This window comes from Phenylobacterium sp. (assembly GCF_030681155.1).
In the GTDB taxonomy this organism is placed as follows: Bacteria; Pseudomonadota; Alphaproteobacteria; order Caulobacterales; family Caulobacteraceae; genus Phenylobacterium.
Genome location: NZ_JAUXXE010000001.1, coordinates 20,405 through 34,227 on the forward strand (window position 1 = coordinate 20,405; position 13,823 = coordinate 34,227).

The 13,823-nt window shown below is 66.2% G+C and carries 15 protein-coding genes; 2 read left to right on the top strand and 13 right to left on the bottom strand.

Going from position 1 to position 13,823, the window contains the following annotated elements; genetic code table 11:
* Window positions 1-33 precede the first annotated feature (33 nt).
* Window positions 34-1,782 carry an acyl-CoA dehydrogenase gene (locus tag Q8M13_RS00115; RefSeq protein ID WP_305297555.1) on the top strand — a complete coding sequence of 583 codons (1,749 nt, stop codon included), beginning with the start codon at window positions 34-36 and terminating at the stop codon, window positions 1,780-1,782.
* On the opposite strand, the gene Q8M13_RS00120 is transcribed toward Q8M13_RS00115, so the two are convergent.
* Both Q8M13_RS00120 and Q8M13_RS00125 read right to left on the bottom strand, forming a co-directional pair.
* On the bottom strand, window positions 1,779-3,014 hold the full coding sequence (locus Q8M13_RS00120) for an esterase-like activity of phytase family protein (RefSeq protein WP_305297556.1): 1,236 nt from the start codon (window positions 3,012-3,014) through the stop codon (window positions 1,779-1,781). The two genes, Q8M13_RS00115 and Q8M13_RS00120, sit on opposite strands and share 4 nt — an antisense overlap.
* Before the next feature lie 124 nt (window positions 3,015-3,138).
* A complete protein-coding gene (locus Q8M13_RS00125) occupies window positions 3,139-3,621 on the bottom strand; it encodes a peroxiredoxin (RefSeq protein ID WP_305297557.1) in 483 nt (160 codons plus the stop codon).
* Between the two features lie 115 nt (window positions 3,622-3,736).
* On the opposite strand from Q8M13_RS00125, the gene Q8M13_RS00130 reads away from it, so the two are divergent.
* A complete protein-coding gene (locus Q8M13_RS00130) occupies window positions 3,737-4,306 on the top strand; it encodes a YqgE/AlgH family protein (RefSeq protein ID WP_305297558.1) in 570 nt (189 codons plus the stop codon).
* Between the two features lie 3 nt (window positions 4,307-4,309).
* On the opposite strand, the gene Q8M13_RS00135 is transcribed toward Q8M13_RS00130, so the two are convergent.
* From Q8M13_RS00135 to Q8M13_RS00185, 11 genes are all read right to left on the bottom strand, one after another.
* Entirely contained in the window at window positions 4,310-5,971 is a 1,662-nt protein-coding gene (locus Q8M13_RS00135; protein WP_305297559.1) for a bifunctional diguanylate cyclase/phosphodiesterase, read from the bottom strand.
* Window positions 5,972-6,030: 59 nt separating this feature from the next.
* Window positions 6,031-6,642: a GNAT family N-acetyltransferase gene (locus Q8M13_RS00140; protein ID WP_305297561.1), complete on the bottom strand. Its 612-nt coding sequence runs from the start codon at window positions 6,640-6,642 to the stop codon at window positions 6,031-6,033.
* Between the two features lie 48 nt (window positions 6,643-6,690).
* Window positions 6,691-7,968, bottom strand: a complete 1,278-nt coding sequence (locus Q8M13_RS00145) for a pitrilysin family protein (protein WP_305297563.1) — start codon at window positions 7,966-7,968, stop codon at window positions 6,691-6,693.
* Window positions 7,955-9,349, bottom strand: a complete 1,395-nt coding sequence (thrC, locus tag Q8M13_RS00150) for a threonine synthase (protein ID WP_305297564.1) — start codon at window positions 9,347-9,349, stop codon at window positions 7,955-7,957. The genes Q8M13_RS00145 and thrC overlap by 14 nt, the downstream gene beginning before the upstream one ends.
* Window positions 9,349-10,074, bottom strand: coding sequence for an SURF1 family protein (locus Q8M13_RS00155; RefSeq protein WP_305297565.1), 726 nt, complete (start codon window positions 10,072-10,074; stop codon window positions 9,349-9,351). Before Q8M13_RS00155 ends, thrC begins: the two co-directional genes overlap by 1 nt.
* Window positions 10,067-10,423, bottom strand: coding sequence for a DUF983 domain-containing protein (locus tag Q8M13_RS00160; protein ID WP_305297566.1), 357 nt, complete (start codon window positions 10,421-10,423; stop codon window positions 10,067-10,069). The genes Q8M13_RS00155 and Q8M13_RS00160 overlap by 8 nt, the downstream gene beginning before the upstream one ends.
* 11 nt (window positions 10,424-10,434) lie before the next feature.
* Entirely contained in the window at window positions 10,435-11,310 is an 876-nt protein-coding gene (locus Q8M13_RS00165; RefSeq protein WP_305297568.1) for a cytochrome c oxidase subunit 3, read from the bottom strand.
* A gap of 75 nt (window positions 11,311-11,385) precedes the next feature.
* Window positions 11,386-11,961, bottom strand: a complete 576-nt coding sequence (locus Q8M13_RS00170) for a cytochrome c oxidase assembly protein (RefSeq protein ID WP_370869901.1) — start codon at window positions 11,959-11,961, stop codon at window positions 11,386-11,388.
* A gap of 43 nt (window positions 11,962-12,004) precedes the next feature.
* Window positions 12,005-12,157, bottom strand: a complete 153-nt coding sequence (locus Q8M13_RS00175; protein ID WP_305297571.1) for a hypothetical protein — start codon at window positions 12,155-12,157, stop codon at window positions 12,005-12,007.
* Window positions 12,158-13,126, bottom strand: a complete 969-nt coding sequence (gene cyoE / locus Q8M13_RS00180) for a heme o synthase (RefSeq protein ID WP_305297573.1) — start codon at window positions 13,124-13,126, stop codon at window positions 12,158-12,160.
* 79 nt (window positions 13,127-13,205) lie between these two features.
* Window positions 13,206-13,823 (bottom strand): cbb3-type cytochrome c oxidase subunit I (locus Q8M13_RS00185; protein WP_305297575.1); only part of this gene is annotated, 618 nt, incomplete at its 5' end.

Below are 13,823 nucleotides of genomic sequence, written 5' to 3' on the forward strand. Positions count from 1 at the left end.
CTAAAGAACCGCAATATCCTCCGGAGCCCCTTGATGACCTTCCGCGCACCGCTTCGCGATCTTGCCCTCGCCCTCAAGACCGCCGGCCATCCGGCGCTTGTCGCGCACGGTTTCCCTGAGTTGGACGAAGATACGGTCGCCGCGGTGCTGGAAGCGGCCGGCGCCTTCACCGAAGAAGAGCTGGCCCCGCTGAACCGCAAAGGCGATCAGGTCGGGGCGCGGTACGAGAACGGCGCGGTGGTTTCCGCCCCTGGCTTCGCCGCCGCCTATCAGGCCTTTGTGGCTGGCGGGTGGAACTCGCTTTCGGCCGCTCCGGAGCATGGCGGCCAAGGCCTCACCAAGGCGATGGAGCTCGCGGTCTTCGAGATGATCCAGGCCGCCAACATGGCGTTTGGCCTCTGCCCTATGCTGACCCAGGCCGCCATCGAGGCCCTGGCCCTGCACGGCAGCGAGCGCCAGAAGCGGCTCGTCCTGCCCAAGCTGGTCTCCGGCGAGTGGACCGGCACCATGAACCTGACCGAGCCGCAAGCCGGTTCGGACCTGGCCGCTGTCACCACCCGCGCCGAACCGGACGGCCAGGGCGGCTACCGCCTGACCGGCCAAAAAATCTTCATCACCTGGGGAGACCACGACGCGGCCGAGAACATCTGCCACCTGGTCCTGGCCCGCCTGCCCGACTCGCCGCCTGGCGTGAAGGGCATCTCCCTGTTCCTGGCGACCAAGCGACTGGTGGACGACGAGGGCGCCCTCGGCGCGGCGAACACGCTGCGCGCCGGCTCCATTGAGCACAAGCTGGGCATCCACGGCTCCCCCACCTGCGTCATGCTGTTCGAAGGCGCCCAGGCCGAACTGGTCGGTGAGGTGAACAACGGCATCGCCCATATGTTCGTGATGATGAACGCCGCGCGCCTGCAGGTCGGCGTCCAGGGCGTGGCCATCGCCGAGCGCGCCTTCCAACAAGCCCTGGCCTTCAGCCAGGAACGCAAGCAGGGCCGCGCCGTGTGGTCGGCGGAATACCCCGCCCCGCTCTATGGGCACCCGGACGTGCGGCGCACTCTGTTGCTGATGAAGGCCAAGATTGAGGCTGCCCGCGCTATCTGCCTGACCACCGGCGTACTTGCCGATCTTGCGAATCTGGCTCCCACCGAATCCGAGCGCACCACAGCCCGCCAGCGCCAGGAACTGCTGACCCCGATCGCCAAGGCCTGGTCCACCGACATCGGGGTCGACGTCGCCTCTGCGGGCGTCCAGGTCCACGGGGGCATGGGCTTCATCGAGGAAACCGGCGCGGCCCAACACTATCGCGACGCCCGTATCGCCCCGATCTATGAAGGCACCAACGGCATCCAGGCGATCGACCTGGTCGGCCGTAAGGTCCCGATGGAAGGCGGCGGGGTCATGGACGCGCTCTGCGCCGAAATGCACGCGACCGTGGCTGAACTGAAGGTTTCAAGCGCGCTGGAGAGCGTCGGCCAGCGGCTTGAGGCCGGCGTCGCCGCTCTCGAGCGCGCCACCGACTGGGTGCTGAACAACAAGGGCCCCAACGCCCTGGCCGGCGCCACCGCCTATCTGAAGCTCGCCGGCGACGTGATCGGCGGTTGGATGCTGGCGCGACAAGCCCTGGCCACCGCCCAGGACGCCGACGACTGGTCGCAAAGCAAGTCGGCCTTGGCCCGCATCTACGCCAGCCAGGTCCTGGCCCAGGCCCCCGGCCTCGCCGACGGCGTGGTCGAAGGGGCCGGAGATCTGGAAGCGGTCGGGGCTGCAGCCCTGGGCGCCTAGGGCTCGCCTGCGATGGGACGCTCAAAGGTGACGCGGTAGAACCGCGTCTCCACACCCTCAATCCCAAAGTCGTTGTCATTCACCAGGATCAGCTCGCGATCCGACATCAGCGCGACGCCCTCGAGATCCGCCGTGATCTCGGGGGTGTCGTCGGTCGACAGCAACAAGACCTTGGTCAGGAAGGGTATGCCCGCCTCGGCCATCTCTTCAGGCCGCAGTTCCTCCAGGGTTGGACGCGTCTCGGCGTCTAAATGATGCGGCGGCGCTCCAGGTCCCGCCAGATCGACGAGATAGAGCTTCGAGGTCTGCGATATCCGCTCCAGCACAAGCAGCCGATCGGGTCCGACGCAGACCGCCTCACTGATTTTCAGGTCTCGCGGCTGGACCTCGCCCGCCGCTCGGTCGCGGGCGAAACTGGATGGCGTGTCGAACGGGTAGACGTACTGAGCCGCCACCGCGCCGCTCGTCGCATCGATCTTCCAAATCCGCGCATGGCGCGAACAGGCCCGAACATCGCCGTGGTCCAGAGGACTTTGGAACGCGACATAGAGCCAGGTTTCGTCGGCCGAGATGGCCAGAGCTTCAAAGCCCCGGTTTAGCCGCCTGCGAGCGCCGATCGCGGGGAGGATCGCGCTCAGTGGCGGATCGCAATCGCCGGTGACGCCTTCCGGAACCCAGCGCGCCGTCACCACGCCGTGCGGATCGATGCGCATCAGCGACGGACCATATTCGTCCGCAACCCAGAACCCGCCATCGGCCAAGGCGACCACGCCCTCGGTGTCAGCGCCGCCGTCCGGCGCCAGCAGGTTTCCATTGAGGTCATAGGCCGGCTCCATCGCCGCCTCGCCGCCCCCTGGCAGCGGCAGGCCCGAGATCGTCCGGCCGCTCGGCGCACGGAGCGGCAAGGTCCGAACGAACCGCAGCTCATCGCCGATCAGACTGAGCTCGGTGATCGTGGGACCGATATCGGGCCGGGGCATCAACTTGGCGCCCTCGACACCGGCAAGGCCCTGGAGATGATCCAGGCCGCAGTCCTCGACCGCCTGGCTGATTTTCAGGTTTGGTCCGCGATCCCCCAGCGCCCATAGCCGGCCCGGTTGATCGCGAGGGCGGCGCGTCAGACCTGAGCCCAGTCCCAGCGTCACCCGCAGCGCGCCGCGCGGCATGGCGATCTCGTCCAGCACCCGATCGCGCCAGACCAGTTGTGTGATCGTGAATCCGTTGCGGCTCATGCCGCCATAGGGCCCGCGGGCGAAACCTTGTCCATGAGGGAAATCAGGCGGCGGCGAGGCCCGGCGCGTCGTGCAGGCCAGCCAGTCGGACGACGCGTCACCGCGCCGTCCGGAAGTTGGCGTCCTAGAGTTGGGCCAGCATGTAGTCGGCGGCCGAGACCTTGAATTCGCCAGGAGCCTCGACGTTCAGCTCCTTCACGACGCCGTCTTCGACGATCATCGAATAGCGCTGCGAACGTTGGCCCATACCGAACTTGGAGCCGTCCATTTCCAGGCCGATAGCCTTGGTGAAGTCGCCGTTGCCGTCACCCAGCATCAGGATGTCGTCGCCCACCGACTGGCTCTCGCCCCAGGCCTTCATCACGAAAGCGTCGTTGACCGAGACGCAGGCGATGGCGTCGACGCCCTTGGCCTTGAAGTCGGCGACATGCTCCTTGAAGCCCGGCAGGTGCTTGGCCGAGCAGGTCGGGGTGAAGGCGCCGGGAACCGCGAACAGCGCCACTTTCTTGCCCGCGAAGATGTCGTCCGTGGACATCGGGCGAGGACCTTCAGGCGTCCCGGCCGAGAAGGTGGCGGAGGGCAGTTTGTCACCGACTTTGATCGTCATTGGTCTCTCTCCCTGATGAAGTTGGGTCATCAAATAACCCGCTCCGCCGCAGCTTCAACGCTCTTGTGTGCGTTCAAGACTTGAAAGCGCCGCGATAGCGCTCAATTTTGATCGGATGGAAGACGGCGTTTTTCTCTCCGGCCAGATGCTGATCGCCATGCCTGGCATCGGCGACCCACGTTTCGAGCGCGCTCTGGTGCTGATCTGCGCTCACGATGACAGCCACGCCATGGGCATCGCCGTGAACCGGCCTGTCGAGGGGCTGACGGTTCCCGACCTTCTGGGCCGCCTGGATGTGAAATCCACGATCGAGGTGCCGCCCGACCTCGTACTGCTGGGCGGCCCGGTGGATCGCGAACGCGGCTTCGTCCTGCACACCGACGACTACAGTTCGGGCGACAACAGCCTGCCGATCCGTGAAGGGGTTTCGCTCACCGCCACCCGCGAGGTGCTGGAAGCCATGGCCGGCCAGAACCGGCCGCCTCGGCGGTCGCTATTGGCCCTGGGCTACGCCGGCTGGGGCGCTGGGCAACTCGAGCGCGAGATCCGCGAGAACATCTGGCTCACGTGCGACGCCGATGAGACCCTGATCTTCGGCGCCGACCACGAACTGAAGTGGACCAACGCCCTGGCCAAGATCGGCGTCGATGCGCGGTTGCTCAGCGCGACAGCCGGCCGAGCGTAACCTTCACCCTCGCGCCTTCACCGGCGCGGCGCCGTCCACATAGCTTTCGTTGAGGTAGACTTCAGCCTCTTGCGGCGACAGCGCCGGGGCATAGCCGAAGCCCTGGCCGTAGTCGCAGCCGAGCGAAAGCAGGTGGCGGGCCATCTGCGCGTTCTCGACTCCTTCGGCCACGACCTCCAGATCAAGATCCTGGCCGAGTTTCACGACCGAGGAGACGATCTTCACCGAGCCTTCGTTGGTGGCCATGGTCCGCACGAAATAGCGGTCGATCTTCAGGGTGTCGAAAGGCAGTCGCGTCAAGTAGCTGAGCGACGAGAAGCCGGTCCCGAAGTCATCCAGGGCCAGCGCCGCCCCGGCTTCCCGCAGCTTGCCCAGCACAATGGCGGCGCGATCCGGATCGCGCATGACGTCGCCCTCGGTCACCTCGAGCTTCAGCGCGCCCGGCGGCAGGCCGGTCTCGCGGCGGATCGCGGTGACGTCGGAAACCAGGTCCGGCCGGTCGATTTCCCCAGTCGACAGATTCACGGCGACGGTCAGTTCGCCGGCCGCGTGGTGGTCGCGCCGCCACTTGGCCAATTGGTGACCAGCCTGGCGCATCATCATCGCCCCGAGCTCGCTCATTAGCCCCATCTCTTCGCAGAGCGGCAGGAACTGGTCGGGCGTCAGGAGGCCGCGGCGCGGATGGCGCCAGCGGGCCAGGGCCTCGAAGCCCGACAAGGCGCCGGTCGAGAGACGTACAATGGGTTGGTAGAAGGGCACGATCTCGTTGCGCCCCATGGCGCCGCGCAGATCGCTCTCCAGGGCCAGCCGCGACAGCCCGTCGCTTTCAAGGCTTCTACCATAGGCGGCGGCCCCGCCGCGCCCGTTGCCCTTGGCCGCCTCGACCGCCAATTCAGCCCGGCGCAGCAGTTCGGCAGCCTCGGGGGCGTCTTCGCCGCCCAGAGCCTCGACAGCGCCGATCGAGAGGGTCGGATGAATGTCGAAGCCGGCGACCCGCAGCGGCTGTTCCAGCGCCTGGCGCAGGGTCTCGGCGGCGGAGGGGCGCGAGGCCGGGGTCAGGACGGCGAACTCATCTTCGCCCACCCGCGCCAGCAGCGCGTTCGGAGGGAAGGCGGCGGCCAGGCGCGAGCCGAGCGCGGCCAGCACCAAGTCGGCGCGCTCGTGGCCCAGCGCCTCGTTTAGACGTCGCAGGCGGTCGAGGTCGGCGACCACCAGTTCATGTTGGCCAGGGCTCTGCAGGCGCTCGCGCGCCCGAGCGACAAATGTCTTGCGGTCCAGCAGGCCGGTCAGGCTGTCGAGGTCAGAGGACGCAAACCTCACCTCAGGAGCGATCACGCCGGCGGCGCGCAGGCCGCCCTCCTCCAGCCAGACGCCGCGCCAGATGCAGACTTGGCCGCCGCGCATGCGCACGCGCACGGCGATGGGCGAACCCGGTTCCTGAACGCGGAGGATATCTTCGGCCAGCGCCCGATCCGGCGGCAGGGCCAGGGCGCGCAGCGCCGCAGACGAACATTCCGGAGCCAGCGGCCCCAAGCCAAGCGCGCGCGATGCGCCAGTCAAACGCAGACGATCCTTCTCGGGCTCCCAGAGCCAGAGAACTACGTCAGCCGCACCCAACGCTTCTAGCGTCGTCGTGGCGTCCCAGCTCCAACGATCGTTCGGCATCGCCTCTAGACGCTATAGGCCAACGCGCCGTTGCGCGGTCCGGCATTTTGCCTTGCGCACTAAACAGACACTCCGTCGTCCGGCTCCTCGTGCGCCCTCAAGGGCGAGACAAGACCGAACAACACATGATCTCGCCAAACGCCGTTAATTTTCAGATAAGCCTCAGCGAGCCCCTCTTCCCGAAACCCGGCGCGGTTGAGCAATCGGCGTGATGCGTCGTTCTGCGGGAGGCAGGCCGCCTCCAGCCGATGCAGGGCCAAAGTGCGGAAGGCGAAGACCGTGAGCGCTCGCACTGCAGCGAGCGTTTGGCCTTGTCTGGCAAAGGGTTGACCGCACCAATAACCCACCGAACCCATCTGGGCGACACCTCGCCGGACGTTCGAAAGGGTGATGCCGCCGGTCAGGGCGTCGTCGCGCGTTCGGTAGACAAAGAACGGAAAAGCGGTCCCCGCCTCGCGGTCGCGCGCATAGGCGGTCAGTCTGCGGCGGAACGCCGCACGGCTCAGATCGTCGGCCGGCCAAGTCGGTTCCCAGGGTTGCAGGAAGTCCCGCGACTGGGCCCGCAACTCCCGCCATTCGGCGAAATCAGTGGCGCGCGGAGGCCGAAGGCGCACCCCGTCACCCTCGATCCGCAGCCCGCTCTCCGGGGCGATCCAATCCAACAAGGCCATGGTGCAGGGTCGCGGGATTGGGGGGGCGGCGTCAAGAGCCGGCGAGGGTTAGGCGAATAGTGCGTTCTGGAAGGCGTCGGCGGCCTTCAGAGCGCCCTTGGGGCCCAGCACGCTAACGGCGGCGCGGCGCGGAGCCAGGATCTGCTGGCCAAGCGCGATGATATCCTGCGCGGTCACCGCATTGATCTGCTGAGCGAGCTCGGCGGTCGGCAGGGTGGCGCCGAACAGCAGCACCTGGGCCGCGGCCTGTTCGGACCGCGAGAGCGGTTGCTCACGGGCCATGAACATCGAGGCTTTCAGCTGCGCCTTGGCGCGGGAGAGTTCGGCTGGCTCGATGCGGGTCGCCATGCCCTGGACCTCGCCCGCGGCGACGCGGGCCAGTTCGGCGGCGTCCTTGGCGGCGCAGCCGGCGAATATCCCCAGTGCGCCGGTGTCAGCATAGGTCTCGGAATAGGCGTCGACCGCGTAGGCCAGGCCGCGCTTCTCACGAGCTTCTTGGAACAGGCGCGAGGCCATCCCGCCGCCCAGGATCTCGGCGTAGAGACGCAGGGCGAAATAGGCCTCGTCACGGACGCCGACCGCCGGCAGCAGGAAGACCAGATTGGCCTGCTCCAGCGATTTCGAGGTGGTGCGGGTTCCGCCGGTGAAGGCCGCCGGAGTCGGAAGCGCCGCGCCCTCCCCGACCGCGCCGCCGAAATCGCGTTCGGCCAGGGCCAGCAGTTCGGCCTCGTTCACCGCGCCGGAGGCGGCGATGACTAGGCTGTCGGGCGCATAGAGCGCCGCGCGCCAGGCCGACAGGGTCTCGGTGCTCGCCCGGGCGATTGACTCGTCCGTGCCCAGGATCGGCCGCCCAAGCGGTTGGCCGCCGAAAGCTGCTTCCTGGGCCATTTCGAAGACGTGGTCATCGGGGGTGTCGGCAGCCTCAGCGATTTCTTGGCCGACCACCTGGATCTCGCGGACGAGATCGCCGGCGTCCATGGTCGGGCGCAAGACGAGGTCAGCAAGCACCGAGGACCCAAGGTCCAGGCCGCCCTTCAGGGCGCGGATCTGGAAGCTGGTGCGCTCATAGCCGGTCGCCGCGTTGATCTGGCCGCCTTCGGCCTCGATCACCTCGACGATGTCGCGGGCCGAGCGCTCGCCCGCCCCTTTGAAGACCATGTGCTCCAACAGGTGCGACCAGCCGGAGCGGGCCTCGTCCTCGGAGCGGGCGCCCCGGCCGGCGACAACCGACAGGGCCAGGGTTTCAAGTCCATCAATGGGGTCGCAAACGACGCGAACCCCATTCTTCAGCGTGTGGACGGTGGGCAGTGGGTCAGCCTTCGGCAAAGGCCATGACGTAGGCCTTGATGGTGTCGGCGTCGGCAGGCAGCCGATCGAACCGCTCGTCCTTGCCGGCCAGATGAGAAGCAGTGCGCGGCATGATCGGCGTCTCGCCGGTGGCCGCCGCGACCGTGTCGGGGAATTTCGCCGGGTGGGCGGTCGATAGCACAACGATCGGCGCGTCGGTGACGCCCCGGGCGCGCTGCATGCCGGCCACGGCGACGGCGGTGTGCGGATCGATCAGTTCGCCGGTCTCACGCAGGGTGGCGACGATGGTGCGGGCGGTCTCGCCCTCATTGACCGAAACGCCTGTGAAGGTCTCGCGCATGGCCGCCAGCGCCTGGGGCGGGATGTCCATGCCGCCCGTCTCGGCGAAGGCGGCGAAGGCGCGGGCGGTCTCGACGCCGTCGCGGCGCACGCACTCGAAGTAAAGCCGTTCGAAATTCGACGCCGACTGGATGTCCATGGCCGGCGACTGGGTCGGGGCGGTCACGCCGCGGACGTAGCGGCCGTCCTCGAAGGCGCGTGCCAGGATGTCGTTGGAGTTGGTGGCGATGATGATCCTGGCGATCGGCAGGCCCATCCGCTTGGCCACGAAGCCCGCGAAGCCGTCACCGAAGTTGCCGGACGGAACCGCGAAAGCGACCTCGCGGTGGGGCGCGCCCAGCGCCACGGCGCTGGTGAAGTAATAGACGCTCTGGGCGACGATGCGGGCGAAGTTGATCGAGTTGACCGCCGACAGACCGACAGCCTGCTTCAGAGCCGCGTCCTGCAGCGAGGTCTTCAGGATCGCCTGGCAGTCGTCGAAGTCGCCAGCCACCGCCACGCAGCGGACATTGTCCTCGTCCGCGGTGGTCATAAAGCGGCGCTGGACCTCGGAGATCCGGCCATCGGGGAACATCACGACGATCTTGGTGTTGGGCCGCCCGCGGAAAGCTTCGACCGCCGCGCCGCCGGTGTCGCCCGATGTGGCGCACAGGATCGTCTGGGTGCGATTCTGCTGGCCAAGAACATGGTCGGACAACCGCGCCAGCAACTGCATCGCCACGTCCTTGAAGGCGAGGCTGGGGCCATGAAACAGCTCGGCCATGAAACCGCCGGCCGAGAGCTGGCGGACGGGCACGACCGCGGCATGGGTGAAGGTCGCGTAGGCCTCGGCGCACATCTCCGCCAGGGTCTCGCGCGCGATCTCATCACCGACGAAGCGTGAGAGCACTTCGGTTGCGACGTGGTGATAGGGTTTTCCAGCAAAGGCCGCGATCTCGTCACGGCTGAAGGTCGGCCACTCCTGCGGCACATAAAGACCGCCGTCCGGCGCGAGGCCGGCGAGAACCGCATCAATGAAGCCGACGGAGGGCGATTCCCCCCGCGTGGAGACATACCGCATCACGTCTTCCGTCTACGCCAAAGCATGGCGACATAGACGCCGACCAGGGCCGCAGCAAGACCGAACCAGGTCAGGGCGTATTCGAGGTGGCGATTGGTGATTTGAGCCGGCAGGGGCGCTGGATCCAGCGCCTTCCACTCGGGGTTCGAAGAGGTTTCCGCCATGAGGACCAGCGGAGCGGGGGCGTCGGCATTGAGCGCCTGGGCCATCGCGGGCACATCGCGCACGTACCAGCGATTGCCGGCGACGTCGTTCGGGGGGCTGACGAAATTGCCCTTTTCCGGCACGCGCAGCACGCCGGTCACCGCGATCGGCGCCCGATCGGACACATTGACCTTCGGCCGGGCCGAGACGGTTTCGTCGACGAAACCGCGATCGACCAGGATCGTGCGGTAGCGGCCGTCGGTTGTCTGGCAAGCTGAGATCAGCCGGGCGCCCGGCTGGCCGTCGCGAACCGAATAGAGCTGGAGATAGGGCGCGCTGGCCAGGCCCGGGCACTCAATGCTGATCCGGGCGAAATCGAGATCGGCGCCGGCGGCCATGCGCTCGAGAGCCGCTGAGGCCGACTGGGCTGGAGCGGCCTGAAGCGCTTCCACGCGCGCCAGCAGGCTCTCTTTCCAGGCCAGTCGCTGGAGCTGCCAGACACCAAGGCCGATCAGGATGGAGAGCGAGATCGCGACCGCGATCGTCAGGCCCACCGGGAAGCGGCGAGCTTGATCAGTCATGGCGGGCTTCTGAGGCGTTGTTGGAGAACTGGGCCGCCAGCATCGCGCCCTTCAGCGGGCGGAGCAGACCGAGGCAGACGCCCAGGGTCAGTGGCAGGAAGATAACGATATGCACCCAGACCGGGGGCGAGAACTTCAGCTCGGTGAAGAGCATCAGGAAAGCGCAGAAGAAACCCGCGATCAGGATCACGAAGACTGCGGGGCCATCTCCAGAGTCGGCCTTGGCCAGGTCATACCCGCAAGATCCGCACCGGGGCGCGACCTTGAGGAAGCCTTCGAAGAGTCGCCCCTCTCCGCAGTTCGGGCAGCGGCCGCGAAGGCCCGCCAAAAGCGGATTGGGGCTGCTCATGTCTCGGGGCCTTAGTGGCCGGCTCCGCCGAACACCACGTAGATGAAGGCGAACAGGAAGAGCCAGACAACGTCAACGAAGTGCCAGTACCAGGCGGCCGCTTCGAAGCCGAAGTGCTTTTGCGGGGTGAAACCGCCGCGCAGCAAACGGATCAGGCAGACGGCCAGGAAGATGGTGCCGATCAGCACGTGGAAGCCGTGGAACCCGGTCGCCATGAAGAAGGACGAACCGTACAGGCCGGAGTTGGCCTGATCCTCGGCGCCGAAGAAGTAGTTGTGCGTCAGGATGTGGTGGTATTCGTAGGCCTGGATCATCGTGAAGACGGCGCCAAGCGCGATCGTCAGGATGAGGGCGATCTTGGTGCCTTTGCGGTCACCTTCCTGGATCGCGTGGTGCGCCCAGGTCACCGTCGTACCCGACAGCAGCAGGATGAGGGTGTTCAGCAGCGGCAGGTTCCAGGCCGGAACCGTTTCGATGCCTTGCGGCGGCCAGGTGGCCCAGGCCGTACGAACTTCTTCGATGGACGACAGCGTCCGGTGCTCGTGGAAGAGCGCCATTTCGAAGAAGATCCAGAACCACGCCACGAAGAACATCACTTCGGAGACGATGAACATGATCATGCCGTAGCGCAGGCCGATCGAGACGACGGGCGTGTGGTCGCCAGCCTTCGATTCCTTGATCACCTCCGACCACCAGCCGAAGAACGTATAAAGGACGCCGGCGAACCCGGCGGCGAACAGCCACCACGTGCCTTCCGGCAGGCCAAACAGGCCTTTCATCCAGACGACCCCGCCCAGCGCCATGATGACGGCGGACGCGGAACCCACGAGCGGCCAAGGGCTCGGAGGCAGCAAGTGGTAGTCGTGTTTGACTTCGCCGTGGGCCATTTCGGTCCTAACCCCTCTCAGATCTCACTGACGCCAACTCCTCTCTCGAGTTGGCGAAAGACAATTCGCGTGACGCTATAGCCCCGCCTTGGCGGTTACGCCAAGGGCGGAAGAATGGATTGTCGTCGAGGCGTCGGCGCGCTTTTCACCGCGCTGGGCCTCGACTGACGGAAAGAACGTGTAGGAGAGCGTGACCTCCCCCTTGCCCTTGGTCTCAAAGTCCTCGGCGAACTTGGGATCGACGAAGTAAACCACGGGAAATTCAATGGTTTCTCCAGCCGCAATCGTCTGGTCGGAGAAGCAGAAGCACTCGAGCTTCTGGAAATAGGCGCCGGCCGCTTCCGGCACGACATTGTAGATGGCGCGGCCGGTTATCGGACGATCACCGTTATTCGTGACCTTGAAGAAGGCCAAGCCGGTCTCGCCGATTCGAATATCCTGAGAGGTCTGCTCGGCCGTGAACTTCCAGGGAAGCTCGCGGACGTTGGCGTCGAAGCGGATGGTCAGCTTCCGGTCCAGCACTTTCTCAGGTGCAACCTCGGCCTTGCGGACCGTGCCATCGAAGCCGGTGATCTGGCAGAAGGCCTTGTAGAGCGGCACCGATGCGTAGGCCGCGCCGATCATGGACACAAACCCGATCGCGCAGATCATGCCGACCTTGGCGTTGCGCTTCGCCTGGGGCGAGGGCTCCGGCTTAGAGCGGTCGTAGGCCAACATTGCCTCCCATACGCACGACAGTCACCACGAACACCAGGACGACGAACAGCACCAGGCCGAGCGCCAGGGCGATATTGCGCCCACGGCGCGCACGCGCCTCGATGGTTGGATCGGGCTTGGGCTCGCTCACTTACAGCACTCCGACGCCCGGCAGGCCGAGCGCGTGCTCAGCCAGCAGGGTCGCAAACAGCAGGGTCAGGTAGAGGATCGAGAAGGCGAACAGGTTGCGGGCATCCTTGGAGCCGCCTTTGACGTCATAGAGGCCGTCGTCATTGCGCTCGCCTGCGGCTTCGCCAGCCCGGCTCTTGAAGACGCGCCAGGCGAGGACCAGGAACACCAGACCGCCAAGGCCGGCGACGGCCAGATAGGTCAGGCCGCCGAGCCCCGTGAACACCGGCACGATGCAGAGCGGCACGAACAACAGGCTGTAGATGAGGATCTGCTTGCGGGTGGAGGCCGCGCCCGCCGTCACCGGCATCATCGGCACTCCGGCCTTCTCGTAGTCTTCGCTCGTATAGAGCGACAGCGCCCAGAAGTGCGGCGGCGTCCACATGAAGATGATCGCGCACAGGAGCCATGCGTTGAGCGGCGCGGTTCCCGTCGCCGCGGCCCAGCCGATCACCGGAGGCAAAGCGCCCGCCAGGCCGCCGATGACGATGTTCTGCGGCGTCGAGCGCTTCAGCCACATCGTATAGACGACCGCGTAGAAGAAGATGGTGAAGGCCAGCAGCCCGGCCGCCAGCCAATTCGTGGTCATGCCAAGCAGCATTACCGAGAACATCGACAGCACCCCGCCCATGGCGAGCGCGTCGGAGCCCTGGACCTTGCCGGATGGCACGGGACGAGCGCGAGTGCGGCGCATCTTGGCGTCGATATCGGCGTCGTACCACATGTTGAAGGCGGCCGAAGCACCGGCGCCCACGGCGATGCAGAAGATGGCGATCGCCCCGAGGATCGGGTTCACCGACGAGTCGGCGCAGACCATTCCGGTGATCGCGGTGAAGATCACCAGCGACATCACGCGAGGCTTCAACAGCTGGACATAGTCCTGCCACCGCGGCGGTGCGCTCGTACGTGGAAGGGCTGGCGACATGGCCATCACAATACTCTCAAAACGACCAAAGGGCGCGCGCTGGATTGTCCCAGCCCGCGCCCCTGAAGTCCTTGGCGAGCTGGACCTAGTGGAGGTCCGGCTTCACCACCGGCAGTTCATTGAACTGGTGGAACGGCGGCGGCGAGGACAGGGTCCACTCCAGCGTCGTGGCGCCTTCACCCCAAGGATTGGCTTCACCCTTGCGGCGCAGGATCGCGGCTTCAACCAGCACGACCAGGAAGATCACGACGCCGACCATGGTCACGAGGTAACCCATCGAAGACACGTGGTTCCAGAGGGTGAACGCCTCGGGATAGTCGATATAGCGACGCGGCATACCTTGCAGGCCGAGGAAGTGCTGCGGGAAGAAGATCAGGTTCACGCCGACGAACATGACCCAGAAGTGCAGCTGGCCGAGCCATTCGCGGTACTTCACGCCGAAGATCTTCTCGAACCAGTAGTAGAAGCCCGCGAAGATCGCGAACACGGCCCCGAGGCTCAGCACGTAGTGGAAGTGGGCCACGACGTAATAGGTGTCGTGCAGGCTGTAGTCGATGCCGGCATTGGCCAGGACCACGCCGGTCACGCCGCCCACGGTGAACAGGAAGATGAAGCCGATCGCCCACAGCATGGGCGTCTTGAAGCTGATCGACCCGCCCCACATGGTGGCGATCCAGGAGAAAATCTTCACGCCGGTCGGCAC